The sequence below is a fragment of the Undibacterium sp. CCC3.4 genome (assembly GCF_034347425.1).
Taxonomy (GTDB): Bacteria; Pseudomonadota; Gammaproteobacteria; order Burkholderiales; family Burkholderiaceae_D; genus Undibacterium.
Window position 1 is genome coordinate 1,524,540 of record NZ_CP133779.1, and the last position, 18,768, is coordinate 1,543,307.

Genomic DNA, 18,768 nt, shown 5'->3' on the forward strand with positions numbered 1-18,768 from the left:
GACTGGCATACAATGCAAGCCCGAGAAGGAAGGCCAAAATGGATAGTGATACGCCAGCAAGATTTTCCAATACGATATGGGCCGGCTTACTGACGCCCGAGCAACGCCGTAAGGTGGAAGCCGATGTCATTGAACGCTTCATACCGGCCGGTGGCTATGCCTGCCGTAAGGGCGACAAAGTCGAGTATTGGATGGGGGCGCTCGATGGTTTCTTGAAGATGAGCAGCGTTTCACCGGAAGGAAAGACCGTGACCTTCAGTTGCATGTTGGCCGGCGGTTGGTTCGGCGAGGGCTCCTTACTGAAGAGTGAGCCCCGACGTTATGACGTCATGGCTTTGCGCGACACCCACGTTGCGTATATGCCAAAAGCCACCTTCAATTACTTACTCGATCACAGCATTGCTTTCAATCGCTTCATGCTCAATCAATTGAATGAGCGTTTGGGCTTGTTCATTTCCTTGCTCGAATATGAACGCATGCTCGATCCCGATACCCGCGTCGCGCGCTGTTTGGCCGCGATGTTCCATCCTTACCTCAATCCAGGTGCTGGTATGCAACTATTGATCTCGCAAGAAGAAATCGGCTATATCGCCAGCGTGTCGCGACAACGCGCCAATCAGGCGCTGCAATTACTGGAAAAGCAAAATTTACTGGCCATCGATTATCGTGGCATCACCATCCTCGACCTGCCCGGTTTGCGCAGCTTTCCCGATAAGGCGGCGGCATGAAACGATTGCACATACTCGGTGCCGGTGCGGTAGGGCGGACTTTAGCGCGGCAATTTCAACAACACCAGGTATTTTCTGTAGAGCAAATACTGAATCGCAGCCAAGCCAGCGCTGAGGCAGCGGCGGCCTTCATCGGCGTGACCGCCAGCGCGGCTTTGGCCAACGCCGCGCAATTGCGAACGGCAGAGGTATGGATGTTAAGCGTGGCCGATGACCAAATTGTGCACAGCTGCGAAATGCTGGCCCAACAAGGCTTGCTCACTCCGCAGAGTGTGGTGTTTCATTGTAGTGGGGCAAAACCTTCGAGCATCTTGGCAGCGGCGGCCGATTGTGGTGCAGCTATTGCCAGCATCCATCCGGTACGCAGTTTTGCCGATCCGGCGGCGGTCGCGGCCGATTTTGCCGGCACCATTTGCAGCATCGAAGGTGCAGCGCGCGCCCTGGCCGTGCTGAAACCGGCCTTGCAGCGCATCGGCGCGCAGACAGTGGAGATCCGTGCCGACAGCAAACTGCTGTATCACGCCGGCTCTGTATTTGCCAGCAATTACCTGGTCAGCTTGCTGGAAACTGCGATGCGCAGCTATCAAGCCGCTGGGATCAGTGCCGAGATGGCGCAGGCGATGGCGGCACCGCTAGCCCGACGTGCACTTGAAAATGTGTTTGCGCTCGGCCCGGCAGCGGCGCTGAGCGGGCCGATTGCGCGTGGTGATATGCAGACCGTGGAGCAGCAGCAAGCCGCGCTCTATGGCTGGGATAGCGTGGCCGGCGAGTTATATCGCGCCTTCACTGCCCCGACGCTGGCGCTGGCGGCACAAAAAGTGCCACCGCCTCATTCGGAAAAATAGACGCTGTTGCGGCCGTTTTCTTTGGCTTGATACAGCGCTTGATCGGCCCGTTCAAACACACTGTCTTCCGTTTCATTATCGCGACAGGCGGCCACCCCCATGCTGACCGTAATCGCTAAGCGCGTGCGGGTCAGATCGGTGGTGCGGGAAAAATCATTGTTGGCAATGGTATTGCGTAAGTTTTCAGCAATCGAGGTCGCTTTTTCCAAGCCGCAATTTTTCAACAAAATCAAAAATTCCTCGCCACCCCAGCGACAGATGACGTCGCTTTCTCGCAACGAGCGCTTGGCGATTGCCGCGATTTCCTTCAAAACATGGTCACCGACCAGGTGTCCCTGCTTGTCATTCACCTTCTTGAAAAAATCGATATCCATCAGCACCGCACACATAGGCTGACGCGAACGCTCGCTGTCGAGCAGGGCTTGCTGAAAAATGAAATCAAAGGCGTGGCGGTTCATCAGCTTGGTCAGCGTATCGGTACTGGCTGATTTTTCCAAGCGTGCGTGGTAGCGCCGCACCGTCAGCCAAACCATGATGGTGATGAGCAAAGTGATGGCGGCCCCAATGGCCAGGTTAATCCAAAATATCTGTTGCAAGGCGCTGGTATCGCTGCTTTGCTCCACCAATAAATGCCAGCCCAGTTCCGGAATGTAACGGGCATTGAGCAGTACTGTGTTGCCATTATTTTGGTAGTCGAGATGCAGCGAGCTACGGTTTGCCAAAATTTGCGGGGCAAGTTGATCGAGACCATCGATGTCGCTTAAATTGGTGTCGCGGTTTTTCTTAGTGCTGCCCGCAAGCGCAATTTTGCCTTTGTTGTCGACAAAATAAATGGTGCTGTGAAAACGTTCTTGATTTCGATCAATCAGTTGCTTCATGGAATCAAACGTCAAACCTATCCCGGTCACGCCGATAAATTTACCGTTGTAATCAAGGATGCGGTGGTTGATGAAAATCGTCATCGCATCATGATTGGCCGTATCAACGTCGACATTGGTTTCGTAGGCGGTTTTCAGCGCCTTGACGCGGTAAAACCACGCGTCGCGTGGTTCTTCCTGATGGATGGTTTTAAAATTACCGTTAGTATTATAATAATTATGACTGAGATCAGAGACCAAAAAACTCGCCACAGCGTTGTTTTTGAACTTGATTTCTTTGAGATATTTGGCGATCTGCTCTTTATCTTCTTCGCCGCTGATCAACCAGTCGCGCACAAAGGTGTCATGCGCCATTTGTGACGACACATACACCGGCCGCAGAATATCTTTTTGGATTTCAGAATAGACATTGTCACCCGTGATCGGCAGGGTTTGTTCCGACAGCGTCTGTTGCAGCATATCGCGCGAAACGACGAAGCCGACCAGCGTTGTGCTGACAAAACCACACATCAGGATCAGGGACAGCCATACCAGCAAACCATATTTCTTGAATAAATTTTTCATTGGCTGTAGACGCAACGTTAGCGGGGGGTCGGCTCAGATAATACTATAAACTACAATTTTCCCCCTCACTATACAGGGTGTTTAAACTTGTTTTTTAGCAATAATGACGAAAAAAATGCCGCATACAGCGGCATTTTTTTCACTTAAGTGGCTTTTTTGCGAATTTCAAGGACGCGGAGTCAGGGAAATATGCAGACGTAAGCGTGAACCTGGATCGTAAGGCATCACGGAAGTGTACGAGCGGCCGGCGTACTCATAAGTCACGGCATAGCCGTTATTGCGGGTTTGCCAGCTGTCGACATTGCGGCACTGACGCACCGGACGACTTTCGTAGCCGCCTTGGCCGCCGCTACCGTTGTTATCCATACGGTCGCCGACCAGCGCACCGGTGATGGCACCGGCGGCGGCGGCGGCAATGCGGCCATTACCGCCGCCGACTTGGCTACCGAGCAAACCACCGGCTAAGCCGCCGAGCAAACCGCCGGCATTGCTGCGTTCTTGTGGCCGTTGCACGTTTTCGTATTCAGTTTGGCACTCCTGACGTGGTACATTAACTTGTTCCACTTGTGGCGTAACCTTGGTGACACGCGCATAATCTTCGAAGTCCGCGGCATGGGCTACAGGGAGAGTCAGGCTCAGGCCCAACAGCGTGGTGCAGATAGAAAGTTGTTTCAAAGTGAGTTTCATTGTATACCTCGATGCAAGTTGTCAGCGATTAGTACCTACATAACGTTTGAAGTTCCCGAAAAGTAGACAAGGGATATGTAAATATATGTATCAAGCGCATTCTTGCGGATGCTCTCCTTGCCCTTATATTAGAACATCAACTGAATTTTTCAACGTTGGCACACTGTGCCAACGAAGCAAGGGAGTACGCATGACCGTATTATGGACTTCATGGATCACCGTCGCGGTGTGTGGCCTGTACTTTTGGACCGTGGTCGAAGTGGGTAAGGCGCGCAAACGCCACGCGGTACCGGCACCGTCGATGGTCGGGCCGGACGGTTTTTTGCGCGCGCTGCGGGTACAGGGCAATACGGTGGAACAATTAGTCTTGTTTTTACCCGCCTTGTGGCTGTGTGCGATCTGGTACAGCGATCATGCGGCCGCAGTAGCCGGGGCGGTCTGGGTGTGCGGTCGTATCCTGTATGCGCGCGCGTATCTGCAAGATGCGGCTAAGCGCGGACCCGGTTTCATCATCGCCTTACTCGCCACGCTGGCCTTGCTGCTCGGTGCGGTGCTCGGCTTATCCGGCTTACTCAAATAATTTCCTATAATTTCTTATGAACAATAGCAAACTCAGTCACGCCGACACGGCTTCTTATCTGCTGGCGGCACTGGCGCTGTTGCTGGTGCTCAAAGCCGGCTTACTGGTGGCTTTGTTTTCCGGCTTACTGATGTTCTCGGCCATCCACCGCACGGCACCGCTGATCGCGCGCCGCTTCAGCCGGCGCCAGCCGCGCATGATTGCGGTGGCCTTGCTGTCGGCGCTGCTGATGGCCGCGCTGGTCGTCAGTATTTGGGGCATTCATGTGTTTTTGCGCAGTGACAGCGGCAATTTGCATAATCTGTTGCAACGCTTGGCCGACATCATTGACGCCTCGCGCAGCCAAGTGCCGGAGTGGGTCAGTACTTACTTCCCTGATGATGTCGTGGCGCTGCAGGAAATGATCACGCTGTGGTTGCGTGAACATGCCAGTGAAGCGAAGTTGATCGTGCCGGAAGCCGGTCATTTGTTAGTGCACTTGTTGCTAGGTATGATTATCGGCGTCCTGGTGGCCTTGCGCGACATGAATGGGGATGGTCAAGCCAAGCCGTTTGCGGCCGCCTTATTGCAAAGACTGAGAAACCTCAGCCTCTTGTTTGAAAAAATCGTGTTCGCCCAAGTACAAATTTCCCTTATTAATACTGTGCTGGCCGCCATCTATTTGTTAGTGATTCTGCCACTGTCCGGGGTCCATCTGCCGCTGACCAAGACCATGATCGCCATCACTTTCTTGGCCGGCTTGATTCCTGTTGCCGGCAATATTGTCTCGAATTCTTTGCTGGTCATCATTGCTTTGTCGCATTCTCTCAACATCGCCATCAGCTCTTTGTTATTCATGGTTTTGATTCACAAGGCCGAGTATTTTCTCAATGCCCGTATCATTGGCGCACAGGTGAATGCGCGCGCTTGGGAGTTGCTTACCGCGATCTTGGTGTTTGAAACCCTGTTCGGTGTGCCCGGCTTGGTGGCAGCACCGGTGTTCTATGCTTATCTGAAAAAAGAATTAAGCGATCGAGGTTTGGTATGATTCAGTGCAATAATATGGGGTAAGGGAAAAAAGACGACGTCATCCTTATTTTTACCATCACTCTGAAGAAACTCATCATGATTCTGGAAATCGCCGATATACGCATTCAACCCGGCCAGCAAGCCGCTTTTGAATTGGCCATACAACGCGGAGCGAATGAAGTGATCGCTCAAGCGGAAGGTTTTTGTGGTTTTAAAATCAATAAAGGCATTGAGTCGCCGGAACGTTATGTGCTGATGATTTACTGGGCCACGCTGGAAAATCACACTGTTGATTTCCGGCAATCAGAAGCATTCAGCCAATGGCGCGCCATCGTCGGCCCATTTTTCGCCGCAGCACCGGTGGTCGAGCACTTCGATTTACTGGCCAAATCTCCCTCTGCAGCGTAGGTTTATTGCCAAGCACGTCTTGATTCTGGCACTTTCATCCCAACTTAGCACAGTCATCAAGACAGCGGCAGGCCGTTATTCGGCCTGCACCAGCGCTGCACGCAGCAACATCTAAAAGGTCAATATGGTTCCGCATTTGGTCACGGCTTTGAACGGGCCTCTGCTCGATTTAGAAAAAAAAATACTCGAAGCAACACCGGCGATAGAGCGCTGGTTTCGCTTGGAGTGGCAAGAGCACACGCCCCCCTTCTATTGTTCTGTCGATTTACGCAACGCCGGCTTCAAGCTCGCGCCGGTCGACACCAATCTGTTTCCGGGCGGATTCAATAATCTCGCCCCTGAAATGCTGCCCTTGGCCGTGCAAGCGGCGATGGCGGCGATAGAAAAATATTGTCCCGACGCGAAAAACTTGTTGCTGATCCCGGAAAACGACACCAGCAACCCTTGTTATCTGCAACATATTGCCCGGACCATGCAGATTTTCCGTCAGACTGGCCTCAATGTCCGCCTCGGTGCCTTGTCCTCCGACATCACTGAACCTACCCCGATTGACTTGCCAGACGGCAGCCAATTGATACTCGAACCGCTGATTCGTTCACCCAACGGTCGCCGGCTCGGCTTGGAAAATTTCGACCCGTGTACAATTGTACTCAATAATGATTTGTCGACCGGCATACCAGGCATTTTGGAAGACCTCAACGAACAGACCTTATTGCCGCCTTTGCATGCCGGTTGGGCCCTGCGGCGCAAGAGCAATCACTTTTCAGCCTATGATGAAGTGGTCAAAAAGTTCGCCAAAATGGTCGATATCGACCCGTGGATGTTGAATCCCTACTTCATCAAAGTGGTTGGGGTGAATTTTAAAGAACGCACCGGCGAAGATGCCTTGGCCGCTGCGGTCGATACCGTGTTGGCGAAAATCCGCAAAAAATACAAAGAATACGGTATCAAAGAAAAACCCTTTGTCATCGTCAAAGCCGATGCCGGCACTTATGGCATGGGCATCATGACGGTGCATGATGCGAGTGAAGTTCGTGATCTTGATCGCACGCAGCGCAACACCATGTCGGTGATCAAAGTTGGCATGGAAGTACGTGATGTGATTGTTCAAGAAGGCGTTTATACTTTTGAACAGATCAAAGATGCCGTGGCTGAACCGGTCGTGTATATGATCGATCGCTATGTGGTCGGCGGCTTTTATCGCTTTCATGCCGGTCGTGGTGTCGATGAAAATCTGAATGCGCCGGGCATGCACTTTGTGCCGCTGGCCTTTGCGCAGCAGCCTGCGGTACCGGATGTGAAGGCCAAACCGGGCGCGGCCACTCCTAACCGTTTTTACTTGTACGGTGTGGTGGCGCGCTTGGCTTTGTTGGCGGCCTCGCTGGAAATGGAAAGAACTGATCCGAATCCGGAAATTTATTAATCGCGCCGGGATTTCCCGGCCTTCTTGCAGAGTATGGCTATGAAAATTGCATTTCTGACTGATCCGCTGGTGCAGTTCAAGACGTATAAAGACACTACCTTCGCCATGATGCGCGAGGCCGCTCGGCGTGGCTACAGCGTGTATGCCTTCGGTGCGGAAGATTTGGCGCTCGAAAGCGGCCAAGTGGTAGCGCGTATTCGCCACATTACCCTGACCGGCGATGAACACGACTGGTTCCGCGCCGACGCCGCGGTCACGCTGGCCTTGAGTGAATTCGATGCCGTGTTGCAGCGCAAAGATCCACCGTTTGACATGGAATACATCTACGCCACGTATTTGCTGGAAATCGCCGAGCGTGCCGGTGCCAGAGTATTCAATAAATCGGCGGCGATTCGCAATAACAATGAAAAACTCAGCATCACCGGGTACAGCCAATTTACCACCCCGACCTTGGTGACGCGTGACGAGCAACGTATCCGCGACTTCCAGCGTGAGCACGAAGATATCATCCTCAAGCCGCTCGATGGCATGGGCGGTGCCGGGATTTTCCGCATTCGCGCCGATGCAATGAATCTCGGCTCCGTCATCGAAACCCTGACCTTGAACGGTAGCCGGACCATCATGGTACAGCGCTATATTCCGGAAATCGTTGACGGTGACAAACGTATCCTGCTGATCGGTGGGAAAGTGGTGCCGTTTGCACTGGCACGCATTCCACAGAACGGCGAAGTACGTGGCAATTTGGCCGCCGGCGGCCTTGGTGTGGCGCAAGAATTGTCGGCGCGGGATCTTGAGATTGCACAGACTTTAGCACCGGAACTGTATCAAAAGGGCTTGTTGCTGGTAGGATTGGATGTGATCGGTTCTTGTTTGACTGAAATTAATGTCACCAGTCCAACTTGCTTCCAGGAAATTACTACGCAAAAAGGCTTTGATGTGGCCGCCATGTTCATCGATGCGCTCGAAGTCGCCCTCACCGAGGCGGCGGCGGGCTAAATTTTTTATGTAGCGCAGGCAGACGCAGCGCGCGTCTGCAGACAGAGAAATTACTATGGTTGCCATTTTATTGATGACGCATGCGCCGCTGGGATCGGCCTTCATTGCCGCTGCCACCCATGTGTTTCGTGGCCGGCCGGAACGGCTCGAAGCCATCGATGTGCAGGCTGATCAAAACACCGATGAAGTCAATCAACTCGCGCGTGCCGCCGTCGAACGACTCAATGACGGTTCGGGCGTGCTGGTAATGACCGACATCATGGGAGGCACGCCATCGAATTGTTGCCGCGCTTTGGGTGAGCCCGATCAAGTGGCGATTATCGCCGGCATCAGTTTGCCGATGTTGTTGCGTGCCATCACTTACCGCAGCGATGTACTCGATGTGGTGGTGGAAATGGCGCTGGCCGGCGGGCAAAATGGTGCGCTGCGCATCGATAACCGGGTGCGCTTGGGGCCGAATTGAATGAACTGACTGCGCGCTTGGCGCGCAATGGTGTTGCATAAATGCGTGGTCATGGTGTAAAAGTCTGCTTGAGGCCATCTCACTGAGGCCATCTCACGCCATCGAATTAGAAAGCAAAGCATGATTCAAAAAGAAATCGAAATCGTTAATAAATTAGGCTTGCACGCGCGTGCCTCAGCAAAATTCACGCAAACCGCCAGCAAATTCAAATGCGAAGTCTGGGTGACACGCAACAGTCGCCGCGTCAACGGCAAATCCATCATGGGCGTCATGATGTTGGCTGCCGGCAAGGGTAGTAAAATTATGCTCGATACCGAAGGTGTCGACGAGCTGGAATGCATGGAAGCCATGCAAGCCTTGATCAGTGACAAATTTGGCGAAGGCGAATAAGCATTCGACTCGGTCAATGACGCAACCGTGGTAGAATTAATAACAAGATTGCCTTTTTATTAATTCATTAAGTATATTTGCAACTTAGGGAGACTCGGCATGGCATCATTTACATTGCAAGGCATCCCGGTTTCCCGCGGCATTGCGATTGGTCGCGCTCATCTGCTGCGACCGGCTGCGCTTGATGTCGAACATTATTTGATTGCCCAAGAGCAGGTGGAAGCCGAAGTATTGCGCTTGCAGGCGGCGTTGGCCGAGGTGCATAAAGAATTGCAAGCGATCTGGGCCGATTTGCCGGCCGATGCGCCGACCGAACTCGGTGCCTTTATCGACGTCCATGTGCTGATTCTGTCTGACCCTATGGTGTCGGAAGCCCCGCTCGATATTATCCGCAGCCGCCACTACAATGCCGAATGGGCGCTGGTGACTCAGGTCGATGAATTATCGGCCCAGTTCGATGAAATTGAAGATGAATATCTGCGCGAACGCAAAGCCGATATTCAGCAAGTCGCCGAACGCGTGCTCAAAGTCTTGACCGGCAGCGCACACGCCGTACCACGCGCCGAGGGCATCGATGAGCGCAGTGCCAATATGATCGTGGTCGCGCGCGATATTTCGCCGGCCGACATGATGCAGTTTCGCGATGCCGCCTTTGCCGGCTTTGTCACCGACGAGGGTGGCCAAAATTCGCATACTGCGATTGTCTCGCGTAGCCTTGGCATTGCTGCCGTAGTTGGCATGGGCAATGCTTCGCAATTGATCGACCAAGATGACTGGCTCATCATCGACAGCGATGCCGGCGTCGTGATCGTGGCCCCGACTTCGCAAGTGCTGGAACAGTACCGGGAACGCCAACTGCGGCTGCAAAAGCAGAGAAAAAAACTCGGCAAGCTGAAAAAAACCCCGGCCATTACCCAAGATGGGGTCGAAATCAGCTTGCTGGCGAATATAGAAATGCCCGAAGACGCCGCGTTGGCGCTCGAAGCCGGGGCCGCCGGCGTCGGCTTGTTCCGCTCCGAATTTTTGTTTATGGAACGCAGCGGCCATGAACATGTGCTGCCGACCGAAGAAGAACAATTTCTCGCTTATCGGCGTGCCGTCGAAGGCATGAAAGGGCGGCCGGTGACGATCCGCACGCTCGACGTCGGTGGCGACAAACCCTTGACCGCCAACGATCACTCGATACTCAACCCGGCGCTGGGTTTGCGTTCAATTCGCTATTGCTTATCGGAACCGCAATTATTCCTCACGCAATTGCGAGCGATCTTACGCGCTTCGGTGTTTGGCCCGGTAAAAATCCTCATCCCGATGATGGCGCATAGTTTTGAAGTCGATCAAACCTTGGCCTTGATCGCCCAGGCCAAAGCAGCGCTCGATGCCGAACACAAGCCCTATGACCGCGCCATTCCTATCGGTGCGATGATAGAAATTCCGGCGGCGGCGCTGGCGCTGCCACTGTTCATCCGCAAGCTCGACTTTCTCTCCATCGGTACCAATGATTTGATCCAATATACGCTGGCGATAGACCGGGCCGATCATGAAGTGGCCCACCTTTACGACGACTTGCATCCAGCTATACTGTTGCTGCTGCAAACTATCGTCAGTACCGCTAAAAAAGCCGCGATTCCGGTCTCTATTTGCGGTGGCATGGCCGGCGATCTGCGCCTGACGCGCTTGTTGATCGGCATGGGCTTTCGCGAACTGTCGATGCCGGCTGCTTTGCTGCCGGAAATTAAACAAGCGATTCTCAATACCAATTTGTCGGTGCTGGAACCCTATGTCAAAAAAATCTTGCGTAGCTACGAACCGCAACTGATTCGTGAAACTCTGGCGGCCATGGCGCTGGCTGAGGCCGAGAGCGAAATCGCGGCGCTGTAATCGGTCTGGCCGCATGCATAGTGTTTGACGGCTGCCGCTGATTTGGTTATCCTCGAAAGATTGCGCCGATTTGAAAATCAGCTTGCGGGCGCAGTTCGGACCTTGTCCGGACCATAAATACGGCTAAAGCGAGCTTGCATGGCTTCCATCGAGTCCCCCTTTTAGCCTTCCTTGAATTTTTTTAAACGAGAATTTCTCGATGGAAGTGTGTATGTCTGTTTCACCTCAATCGGTCGGTCCGGTCACGCCACAAGCGTGGTTCTTTGAAGAAGCGCTGCCGCTGCAGAGCGGTGCCGTCCTTGCCGCTTACACCTTGATGATAGAAACTTACGGCACCCTCAATGCTGAAAAGTCGAATGCGGTGTTGATTTGTCATGCACTCAATGCCTCGCACCATGTGGCCGGCTATTATCCCGAGCAAACAAAAAACGTCGGTTGGTGGGATAACATGATCGGACCCGGCAAACCGGTTGATACCGATCATTTCTTCGTCATCGGCGTGAATAATCTTGGCTCGTGTTTCGGTTCCACCGGCCCCATGCATATCAATCCTGCCAGCGGCAAGCCCTATGGTGCCGATTTCCCGGTGGTGACGGTGGAAGACTGGGTGAATGCCCAGGCCCGCGTGGCCGACCGCTTCGGCATCGCTCAATTCGCCGCCGTCATGGGTGGCTCGCTTGGTGGTATGCAGGCGCTGGCTTGGAGCATTCTGTATCCACAGCGTTTACAACATTGCGTGGTGATTGCCTCGACGCCGAAATTATCGGCCCAGAACATCGCCTTCAATGATGTCGCGCGTCAGGCAATTCTGACCGATCCCGATTTTCACGGTGGTGATTTTTACGCCCATGGTGTGGTGCCACGCAATGGCTTACGGGTGGCACGCATGATCGGTCACATCACCTATCTGTCGAATGACGATATGGCGGAAAAATTTGGCCGTGATTTGAAATCTGACGATTACCAATTCGGCTTTGGCGTCGACTTCGAAATCGAATCGTATTTGCGCTATCAAGGAGACAAGTTCTCCGACTATTTCGATGCCAACACCTACCTGCTGATCACCAAGGCACTCGATTACTTCGACCCGGCCCGCCATACCGGCGGCGACTTACAGCGCGCGCTGGCCCAGACTGCCGCCAAATTCTTGCTGGTCTCGTTCTCCACCGACTGGCGCTTTGCGCCCGAGCGCAGCCGCGAAATCGTGCGCGCCTTGGTGAGTAACCAACGCACCGTCAGTTATGCCGAAATCGATGCGCCACACGGGCATGATGCTTTTTTGCTCGACGATCCGCGCTACCTGAATCTCATCGCCGCGTATTTTGCGCGCATTGCCACTGAGGTGGCTGGAAAGCCGACATGAATTTTTCTGAATTAAGCCGTCTGCGTCCTGACCTCGCCTTCATTGCCGATTGGATCAAACCACAGACCCAAGTACTCGATGTCGGTTGCGGCGACGGCGTGATGCTCGACTATTTGCAAACCGACCGCGCCTGCCATGGCTATGGCATCGAGATCGCCGACGACAAAGTGCTCGAATGCGCCCGTCGCCACATCAATGTGATCCAGCAGGATATGGAAAATGGCCTCGGCATGTTCGATGACAATGCCTTCGACACCGTGCTGTGTCTGTCCTCGTTGCAAATGATGAAGCATGTCGAACCGCTGTTGCGTGATATTGCGCGGGTCGGACGCGAAGCCATCGTCTCATTCCCGAACTTCGGTTACTGGCCGCACCGAACCGCGCTGTTGATGGGCAAGATGCCGGTGTCGAAAAGTCTGCCATACCAGTGGTACGACACACCGAATGTGCGCTGTGCAACGATCTATGATTTTTCCGATCTGGCGCAGGAAGTCGGGCTGGAAGTCATGGAATGTGTCGCGCTGCATGAGGGAAAACCGGTGACCTGGCTACCGAACTGGCGTGGCAGTTTGGCGGTATTTCGTTTGCGTAAGCTTCCTTCGCCGAAACGCGTGCAGTCCCTTTAAAACCGCCATATCGGCAGCATCTCAAACACTGCTTTGTACTATGATGGATTCATGATGAAATGCTCGACTTCTCTGCTGATAGGGCTGGCCGCTTGGCAGTTCGGTGCTACCGCACTGGCGCAGGAGCGCGCCGCTGACGACGGCGTTAAAGTCGGCAATATGTCGATGTTTCGCAAGCTGGCACCAACCGGCACCTTGGAAAAACAAGCGGCTGCCCAGTATGCCCAAACCATAGGGCAGGCGCAGCAACAACGCGCGCTCGGCCCCGATGACAATCAACAAGTTATACGTTTGCGGGCGATCGCCCAAAAACTCATTCCCTACACCGAGCGCTGGAACCCGCGCGCTTCCGGATGGAAATGGGAAATCAATTTAATTGCGTCGAAACAAGTTAATGCGTATTGCATGCCGGGTGGGAAAATCGCTTTCTATACCGGCATCCTCGATACCCTCAAACTCAGCGACGATGAAGTCGCCATCGTGATGGGCCATGAAATCGCCCACGCCTTGCGCGAGCATGGTGCCGAACGTGCCGGCAAAGCGGTGGTGGCGAATTTCGGTGTGCGTGTGGCCGAAGTGGTCGCCAGCGTCAAAGGTTATGACCCGTATCTGGCCGGGGCGCTGGCCGGTAAGGCCGCCAATGTTGGCATGCTGGCATTTTCGCGCCAAGATGAAAGCGAAGCCGATCTGGTCGGCCTCGACTTGGCCGCGCGGGCTGGTTACGATCCGCGCGCCGGTGTTGTGTTGTGGAAAAAAATGGCGATGGTCAACAAGAGCGCGCCGCCCCAATGGTTGTCTACCCATCCGGCCGGCGATAGCCGGATTGCTGCCATTACGCGCCATTTGCCCGAAGTCATGCCCTTGTATCTCCACTCGAAAGGGCTGTCGGCCACGGCCATCGCGCCTTATCGTAGCAATGTCAAAGGCATCACGCCGGTGTCGTATCCTTGAGGGGATAGAGCCTTGAAGCACTTTCTTAGCATGAAATCCCCGACATTGCCGTAAATCTCCTTACCGTTCGACCGAAAAAAATGCCCTGTGTGGCGTTTTTTTCACACCTGCGCACCCCCGCCGCTTGTGTCATCAACCCTTCATAATTTAATGTAACACTGCGTCGGCTTATGAATCAGTCCGTTCATTGTTCGAGCTCCGTAGTGATGAAAGTTCGAGCCTGTGCTTTTTTTTGCGAAAAAAAGCAAACGATTGCGCGTCCACATTTTTTCTCGCGTAACGATGGACGCAAGCACCATTTAAGGCCTGAGCCCGGCCCAGGTTTTTACCGATTTTATTTATTTCCGTCATTCATCAGGAGCAGTTCATGAAACAATCCACCATCTCGTCGACGTTCAAGCCGCGTCTATCGCTGCTGGCCGTCGCCTGCCAATTGGCGTGTCTGAGCTTTAGCCCGGCGTATGCGCAGCAAAGCGATAGCAATAACGATCCGGTCGATTCCAAACAAGTCACCATCACCGGCAAAAAAGTCGGCATGGGCTTGATGGTGCAAGAAAATGCGCCAAAAGCACGCAGCACCATCAATGCCGAAGAATTGACGAAACTGCGTCCGACCGGCAATGCTTACCAAGCCTTGGAACTCATGCCTTCGGTAAACAGCTACAACTACGATGCGACCGGTCTGTTCGGCGGTGGTTTGACACTGCGCGGCTTTAACAGCGATCAAATCGGCCTGACCATCAACGGCGTGCCAGTCAATGATTCCGGTTCCTTCTCGGTGTTCCCACAAGAATTCGTCGACCAAGAAAATACCTGCACCCAATTCGTGACACAAGGTTCGACCGACGTTGATTCACCACAAATCGGCGCGACCGGCGGCATCATCGGCATCACCACCTGTGATCCGTCCAAGGAAAAGAATTTCCGCGTCATGCAAACGGTGGGTGAACTCAATATGTGGAAAACCTACATGCGCTATGACACCGGCCTGTTGGCCGATGGTAAAACCCGCATTTTCGTTTCCGCCTCGCAAGCGATGGCCGACAAATTCAAAGGCCAGGGCGGTGCGGATCGCAAGCACGTCGATATCGGCTTCCGTACCGATTTTGATCGCTTCAACTCGATCAACGGTACGTTGCTCTACAACCGCGCCATCAACCAAAACATCAGCACCTTCAACCTGGCCGATCTGGCCAAGAATGGTTACACTTACGATTATTCGACCAGCTTCATCGGTCACAGCGCCGCCACACCAGGCACGGCCGGCAGCGATGTCAATCAAGCCAATGCCGATTCGTATTACAAGCTGACACAAAACCCGTTTGAAAACATCATCGCCTCAGTCACGGCTAAATTCCGTATCGGCGAAAATACCGACATCAAAATCCTGCCTTACTACTGGTATGGCTATGGCACCGGCGGTGTGCAGCAACGTTTGCAGAATGAGGGCACCTTCCTCAATTCTGCCACCCATACCAATACTGCTTCGGTCGATTTGAACGGTGATGGCGATGCCAAAGACAAGGTCATCGTTGCCAGCGGCAGTGTGACGCGCACTAATCGTCCCGGCATCACTGCCTCGATATTGCATAACCACGACAACCACCAATTGTTGGCTGGTTTCTGGATCGAACGCGCGACCCAAGACCAATACGGACCGATGAACTTGGTCAATGCCAACGGCAGTCCTACTGATATCTGGCTCAAACAGGGCCTGATCCTGCGCCCGGACGGCACACCGTTCCAAGCGCGTGATTCGAAAACCATCAGCACGGCTTACCAATTCTTTGCCCAAGACACGATCAGCCTGCTCAATGACAAACTGAGCCTCAACATTGGCTTGCGTGCGCCGACCATGAAGCGCGACTTCACCAACTACGCCAATGAAGGCATCACCAATTCCAGTGCCAGCAATACCACTGCAGCCGGTGCCATCAACCAAGCCGGTTACACCTACAATATCAAACGTACTTACTCCGAATTGCTGCCGCAATTCGGTCTCAAGTATCAGATCGACAACAACAACCAAGTCTTCGCCAGCCTGGCCAAGAACATGAAAGCGCCGCCGAATTTCATCTACCAAACTTCGGGTAACGTAGTCGTCGCCACCACCGGCCCGACTGCCGGTACCGCGAGCTTGCCAGTCGATGTCAAGGCTGAAACCTCGTATAACCTCGATCTCGGCTACCGTCTGCAGAATGACAAAATCACGGCCCAAGCCACCGTGTATGCAGTCGACTTCCGCAATCGCCAAGCGACTGCCTATGATCCGACCACGCAATTAAGCAGCCTGACCAGCGTTGGTAAGGTCAGTGCCAAAGGTGTCGAACTGGAATTGGGTAATACTCCCGTCAACGGCTGGTCGTTCTACAGCTCGCTCGGTTACATCAGCACCGAAATCAAAGACAATCTGATCGTCAGTTCAACGGCCGTGTTGCCGACGGCTGGCAAACAGATGACGCTGACACCGAACTGGAAAGCCGGCTTGAGTGCGCAATATGAAACCGGTGCCTGGTATACCCGTTTGAAAGCCAAATTCACCGGCAAACAATGGGCCACCATGACCAATGATGAATTGGTTCCGGCTTACACTTTGCTCGACTTTGATGCCGGTTACCAGTTCCCGAATGCCGGTATTTTCAAAAAGCCGACCATTCGTCTCAATGTCAGCAATATCACTAACAAGCAGTACCGTGATCCATCGAGCTTCAACATCACCAATGCACTGCCTTACGGTACCGCCAGCGGCAAAAGCGTGTTTTACTATCTGGGTGCGCCACGCTTTACGTCCGTTACTGTGTCGGCAGATTTCTGACCTGATGCGATAACATGACGTCGTGCTGGCACGACGTCGGTTTGACATGGGGAACGTTGATTTCAAGGTCTGCCACGCGGCGCGTGTTGCAGACCTTTTTTGTTTGATTTTTTAATCAAGGAGCAGGCCAGATGTTTTCTTCACGTACTTGCTTGGGCTTGGCTTTCAGTTTGGCGCTGTGTGCCAGTGCCAGCGCCCAAGGCGATTTGCGCACCGTCACGATTTTCAGCATCAATGATTTCCATGGCAATTTACAAGCGAGCCAGCCCCTGCCTTACCTGGCCAAGCCCGGCGATTCCACCGCAGCCGGCACCGCAGCGGCCATACCGGCCGGCGGCTATGCCTATTTGGCCGCCAAGCTCAAACAACGACGCGCAGCCGTCGATGCCAGCATCGTCGTTGCCGCCGGTGATTTGATCGGTGCCGCACCGATGGGCTCGGCCTTGCTCAAGGATGAACCGACGCTGCTGGCGATGAACCGACTTGGTCTCAGCCTGAGTGCGGTCGGCAACCACGAATTCGACGCCGGCACGGCTGAATTGCAGCGCAAAATTAACGGCGAGTGTCCGGCCGGCGTGTGTGCCTACCGCGATTTTCATGGTACTGAGTTCAGCTATTTGGCTGCCAATATCCATGCCCAGGGCAGCACTGAGCCTTGGCTCGCACCGTATCAAATACGCCAGGTCGGCGATGTCCGCATCGGCTTTATCGGTGCTGTGACGGCCACGGTACCGCAACTGGTAGCCGGCGATGCCGTGGCCGCTTTGCGTTTCGCACCGGAAGCGGCCAGCATCAATCGTTACGTGCCGGAATTGCAAAAACAAGGGGTCGACGCCATCGTCGTGTTGCTACACGAAGGTGCCAAGTATCCCGGTCCGGCCAACGATCCCAGTTATCTGTGCCCGGGTTTGCAAGGGCCTTTACTGGCCATCAGTAAAGAGTTGGATCCGGCTATCAGCCTGGTCGTCTCCGGCCATACCCATCAAGCCTACACGTGCAAGCGTGATGGCCACTTGCTGGTGCAAGGCTTGAGCGCCGGCGCTTACCTGACCGAAACCAGCCTGACCATAGATCGCCGGCAGCATCGTGTGATTGCCAGTTCCGCCGTCAACCATTTGATTGACCAGACCACGATCACGCCCGACCCGCAAGCGCAAGCCTTGGTCGAGCAGGTGGCGGCGCAAACCGCGACACTGCGCTTACGTCCGGTAGCCAGTTTGAGCCAGCCGATTCTGCGTGCTTCGCGCGGGCAGAACTTCGACAGTGCGCTCGGCAATGTGATTGCCGATGCCCAATTAGACTACGCACAGCAACACGGTCCGACCGATCTGGCCTTCATGAATGCCGGCGGCATCCGCGCCGACTTACCGGCCGGTGCGCCTATCAGTTATGCCGACGTGTACGCGACCCAGCCATTCAACAACCAACTGGTACGCATGCAATTGAGCGGGGCGCAGATCAAGGACTTACTCGAACAGCAAATGAAATTACCGGAACAACCGCAAAAACTGTTCTCCGCCGCGAATTTGCGGTATCGCTGGAACCCACAAGCAGAGCCGCAACAAAGGATCAGTGCGGTGCAAATTGCCGGCGTGCCGCTTGACGTGACACGCACTTATTCGGTCGTCGCCAATAGCTTTCTGGCTGGCGGCGGCGATGGCTTTGACGTATTCAAGCAGGGCCGCGAACGCCAATTGATCGGCAGTGATCTCGAAGCGCTGTTGGCTTATTTGAGCAAACACGGTGCAGGCTTGGCAAAGCTTGAACTTGATCGGGTGCAGCGCGTGTTGCCGTAATCAGAAGGGGGCGGGGTGTACGACACTGTGGCAGATTTTTTCCACTCTCGATGAGCTATATAGTCAGAATAATGAAATAGGGAGCTTGATGATGCCTATCTGGCAAATGCAAGACGCCAAAGCCAAGTTATCGGAAGTACTTAAGTGTGCCGCCAGTGAAGGGCCGCAAAGCATTACCGTGCACGGTCAAGCGGTGGGCGTGGTACTCTCTCAGGCCATGTTTGCGCGACTGAGCGGCAATCAACAGTCCTTGCTTGACTTCATGCGCCAGTCCCCCCTTGTATGATATGGATGGCATCGATCTTGAGCGCGACCCAAGTGTCAGCCGTGAGGCCGCATTGTGCCATTAGGCTTGGTCAACCTTTGGCT

General features: G+C 54.0%; 18 protein-coding genes. 16 read left to right on the forward strand and 2 right to left on the reverse strand.

All coding sequences use genetic code 11. The annotated features are described in order from the left end of the window. The first annotated feature begins 38 nt into the window (after positions 1 to 38). Together RHM61_RS06900 and RHM61_RS06905 are read left to right on the forward strand one after the other, a co-directional pair. Complete coding sequence (locus RHM61_RS06900) at positions 39 to 728, forward strand: Crp/Fnr family transcriptional regulator (protein WP_322250391.1); 690 nt, start codon at positions 39 to 41, stop codon at positions 726 to 728. Beyond that, positions 725 to 1,573 (forward strand): DUF2520 domain-containing protein, encoded by an 849-nt coding sequence (locus tag RHM61_RS06905; protein WP_322250392.1) that lies wholly within the window; start codon positions 725 to 727, stop codon positions 1,571 to 1,573. Before RHM61_RS06900 ends, RHM61_RS06905 begins: the two co-directional genes overlap by 4 nt. Here RHM61_RS06905 and RHM61_RS06910 read toward each other — a convergent pair. Together RHM61_RS06910 and RHM61_RS06915 are read right to left on the reverse strand one after the other, a co-directional pair. Then, positions 1,558 to 3,015, reverse strand: a complete 1,458-nt coding sequence (locus RHM61_RS06910; protein WP_322250393.1) for a sensor domain-containing diguanylate cyclase — start codon at positions 3,013 to 3,015, stop codon at positions 1,558 to 1,560. The genes RHM61_RS06905 and RHM61_RS06910 overlap by 16 nt on opposite strands. Positions 3,016 to 3,180: 165 nt before the next feature. Continuing rightward, a complete protein-coding gene (locus RHM61_RS06915; protein ID WP_322250394.1) occupies positions 3,181 to 3,702 on the reverse strand; it encodes a glycine zipper 2TM domain-containing protein in 522 nt (173 codons plus the stop codon). Positions 3,703 to 3,892: 190 nt separating this feature from the next. Here RHM61_RS06915 and RHM61_RS06920 point away from each other — a divergent pair, with 190 nt between their 5' ends. From RHM61_RS06920 to RHM61_RS06985, 14 genes are all read left to right on the forward strand, one after another. Continuing rightward, a complete protein-coding gene (locus RHM61_RS06920) occupies positions 3,893 to 4,282 on the forward strand; it encodes an MAPEG family protein (RefSeq protein ID WP_322250395.1) in 390 nt (129 codons plus the stop codon). 16 nt (positions 4,283 to 4,298) lie between these two features. Beyond that, positions 4,299 to 5,309, forward strand: coding sequence for an AI-2E family transporter (locus RHM61_RS06925; protein ID WP_322250396.1), 1,011 nt, complete (start codon positions 4,299 to 4,301; stop codon positions 5,307 to 5,309). A gap of 77 nt (positions 5,310 to 5,386) precedes the next feature. Beyond that, the gene (locus RHM61_RS06930; RefSeq protein ID WP_322250397.1) at positions 5,387 to 5,698 is read left to right on the forward strand and encodes an antibiotic biosynthesis monooxygenase family protein; all 312 of its coding nucleotides are present in this window, start codon (positions 5,387 to 5,389) and stop codon (positions 5,696 to 5,698) included. A gap of 124 nt (positions 5,699 to 5,822) precedes the next feature. Next, a complete protein-coding gene (gene gshA, locus RHM61_RS06935; RefSeq protein ID WP_322250398.1) occupies positions 5,823 to 7,121 on the forward strand; it encodes a glutamate--cysteine ligase in 1,299 nt (432 codons plus the stop codon). Between the two features lie 39 nt (positions 7,122 to 7,160). Then, positions 7,161 to 8,117 carry a glutathione synthase gene (gshB, locus tag RHM61_RS06940; protein ID WP_322250399.1) on the forward strand — a complete coding sequence of 319 codons (957 nt, stop codon included), beginning with the start codon at positions 7,161 to 7,163 and terminating at the stop codon, positions 8,115 to 8,117. Between the two features lie 55 nt (positions 8,118 to 8,172). Continuing rightward, the gene (locus tag RHM61_RS06945; protein ID WP_322250400.1) at positions 8,173 to 8,580 is read left to right on the forward strand and encodes a PTS fructose transporter subunit IIA; all 408 of its coding nucleotides are present in this window, start codon (positions 8,173 to 8,175) and stop codon (positions 8,578 to 8,580) included. A gap of 120 nt (positions 8,581 to 8,700) precedes the next feature. Next, on the forward strand, positions 8,701 to 8,970 hold the full coding sequence (locus RHM61_RS06950; RefSeq protein ID WP_322250401.1) for an HPr family phosphocarrier protein: 270 nt from the start codon (positions 8,701 to 8,703) through the stop codon (positions 8,968 to 8,970). Positions 8,971 to 9,069: 99 nt separating this feature from the next. After that, positions 9,070 to 10,848, forward strand: coding sequence for a phosphoenolpyruvate--protein phosphotransferase (gene ptsP, locus RHM61_RS06955; protein WP_322250402.1), 1,779 nt, complete (start codon positions 9,070 to 9,072; stop codon positions 10,846 to 10,848). 211 nt (positions 10,849 to 11,059) lie between these two features. Further along, complete coding sequence (gene metX / locus RHM61_RS06960; RefSeq protein WP_322250403.1) at positions 11,060 to 12,211, forward strand: homoserine O-succinyltransferase MetX; 1,152 nt, start codon at positions 11,060 to 11,062, stop codon at positions 12,209 to 12,211. After that, positions 12,208 to 12,837: a methionine biosynthesis protein MetW gene (metW, locus tag RHM61_RS06965; RefSeq protein WP_322250404.1), complete on the forward strand. Its 630-nt coding sequence runs from the start codon at positions 12,208 to 12,210 to the stop codon at positions 12,835 to 12,837. The genes metX and metW overlap by 4 nt, the downstream gene beginning before the upstream one ends. Positions 12,838 to 12,891: 54 nt before the next feature. Then, complete coding sequence (locus RHM61_RS06970; protein WP_322250405.1) at positions 12,892 to 13,788, forward strand: M48 family metallopeptidase; 897 nt, start codon at positions 12,892 to 12,894, stop codon at positions 13,786 to 13,788. Positions 13,789 to 14,155: 367 nt separating this feature from the next. Continuing rightward, positions 14,156 to 16,603, forward strand: coding sequence for a TonB-dependent receptor (locus tag RHM61_RS06975; RefSeq protein ID WP_322250406.1), 2,448 nt, complete (start codon positions 14,156 to 14,158; stop codon positions 16,601 to 16,603). Positions 16,604 to 16,734: 131 nt separating this feature from the next. Further along, the gene (locus tag RHM61_RS06980; protein WP_322250407.1) at positions 16,735 to 18,399 is read left to right on the forward strand and encodes a bifunctional UDP-sugar hydrolase/5'-nucleotidase; all 1,665 of its coding nucleotides are present in this window, start codon (positions 16,735 to 16,737) and stop codon (positions 18,397 to 18,399) included. A gap of 91 nt (positions 18,400 to 18,490) precedes the next feature. Beyond that, positions 18,491 to 18,685, forward strand: a complete 195-nt coding sequence (locus RHM61_RS06985) for a type II toxin-antitoxin system Phd/YefM family antitoxin (RefSeq protein ID WP_322250408.1) — start codon at positions 18,491 to 18,493, stop codon at positions 18,683 to 18,685. Positions 18,686 to 18,768: the final 83 nt, after the last annotated feature.

What these genes read in the sequence shown, in the direction of transcription:
- RHM61_RS06900 (WP_322250391.1), top strand. Translation starts at nt 39, where the DNA reads ATGGATAGTGATACGCCAGCAAGATTTTCCAATACGATATGGGCCGGC.
- RHM61_RS06905 (WP_322250392.1), top strand. Translation starts at nt 725, where the DNA reads ATGAAACGATTGCACATACTCGGTGCCGGTGCGGTAGGGCGGACTTTA.
- RHM61_RS06910 (WP_322250393.1), bottom strand. Translation starts at nt 3,015, where the DNA reads ATGAAAAATTTATTCAAGAAATATGGTTTGCTGGTATGGCTGTCCCTG.
- RHM61_RS06915 (WP_322250394.1), bottom strand. Translation starts at nt 3,702, where the DNA reads ATGAAACTCACTTTGAAACAACTTTCTATCTGCACCACGCTGTTGGGC.
- RHM61_RS06920 (WP_322250395.1), top strand. Translation starts at nt 3,893, where the DNA reads ATGACCGTATTATGGACTTCATGGATCACCGTCGCGGTGTGTGGCCTG.
- RHM61_RS06925 (WP_322250396.1), top strand. Translation starts at nt 4,299, where the DNA reads ATGAACAATAGCAAACTCAGTCACGCCGACACGGCTTCTTATCTGCTG.
- RHM61_RS06930 (WP_322250397.1), top strand. Translation starts at nt 5,387, where the DNA reads ATGATTCTGGAAATCGCCGATATACGCATTCAACCCGGCCAGCAAGCC.
- gshA (WP_322250398.1), top strand. Translation starts at nt 5,823, where the DNA reads ATGGTTCCGCATTTGGTCACGGCTTTGAACGGGCCTCTGCTCGATTTA.
- gshB (WP_322250399.1), top strand. Translation starts at nt 7,161, where the DNA reads ATGAAAATTGCATTTCTGACTGATCCGCTGGTGCAGTTCAAGACGTAT.
- RHM61_RS06945 (WP_322250400.1), top strand. Translation starts at nt 8,173, where the DNA reads ATGGTTGCCATTTTATTGATGACGCATGCGCCGCTGGGATCGGCCTTC.
- RHM61_RS06950 (WP_322250401.1), top strand. Translation starts at nt 8,701, where the DNA reads ATGATTCAAAAAGAAATCGAAATCGTTAATAAATTAGGCTTGCACGCG.
- ptsP (WP_322250402.1), top strand. Translation starts at nt 9,070, where the DNA reads ATGGCATCATTTACATTGCAAGGCATCCCGGTTTCCCGCGGCATTGCG.
- metX (WP_322250403.1), top strand. Translation starts at nt 11,060, where the DNA reads ATGTCTGTTTCACCTCAATCGGTCGGTCCGGTCACGCCACAAGCGTGG.
- metW (WP_322250404.1), top strand. Translation starts at nt 12,208, where the DNA reads ATGAATTTTTCTGAATTAAGCCGTCTGCGTCCTGACCTCGCCTTCATT.
- RHM61_RS06970 (WP_322250405.1), top strand. Translation starts at nt 12,892, where the DNA reads ATGAAATGCTCGACTTCTCTGCTGATAGGGCTGGCCGCTTGGCAGTTC.
- RHM61_RS06975 (WP_322250406.1), top strand. Translation starts at nt 14,156, where the DNA reads ATGAAACAATCCACCATCTCGTCGACGTTCAAGCCGCGTCTATCGCTG.
- RHM61_RS06980 (WP_322250407.1), top strand. Translation starts at nt 16,735, where the DNA reads ATGTTTTCTTCACGTACTTGCTTGGGCTTGGCTTTCAGTTTGGCGCTG.
- RHM61_RS06985 (WP_322250408.1), top strand. Translation starts at nt 18,491, where the DNA reads ATGCCTATCTGGCAAATGCAAGACGCCAAAGCCAAGTTATCGGAAGTA.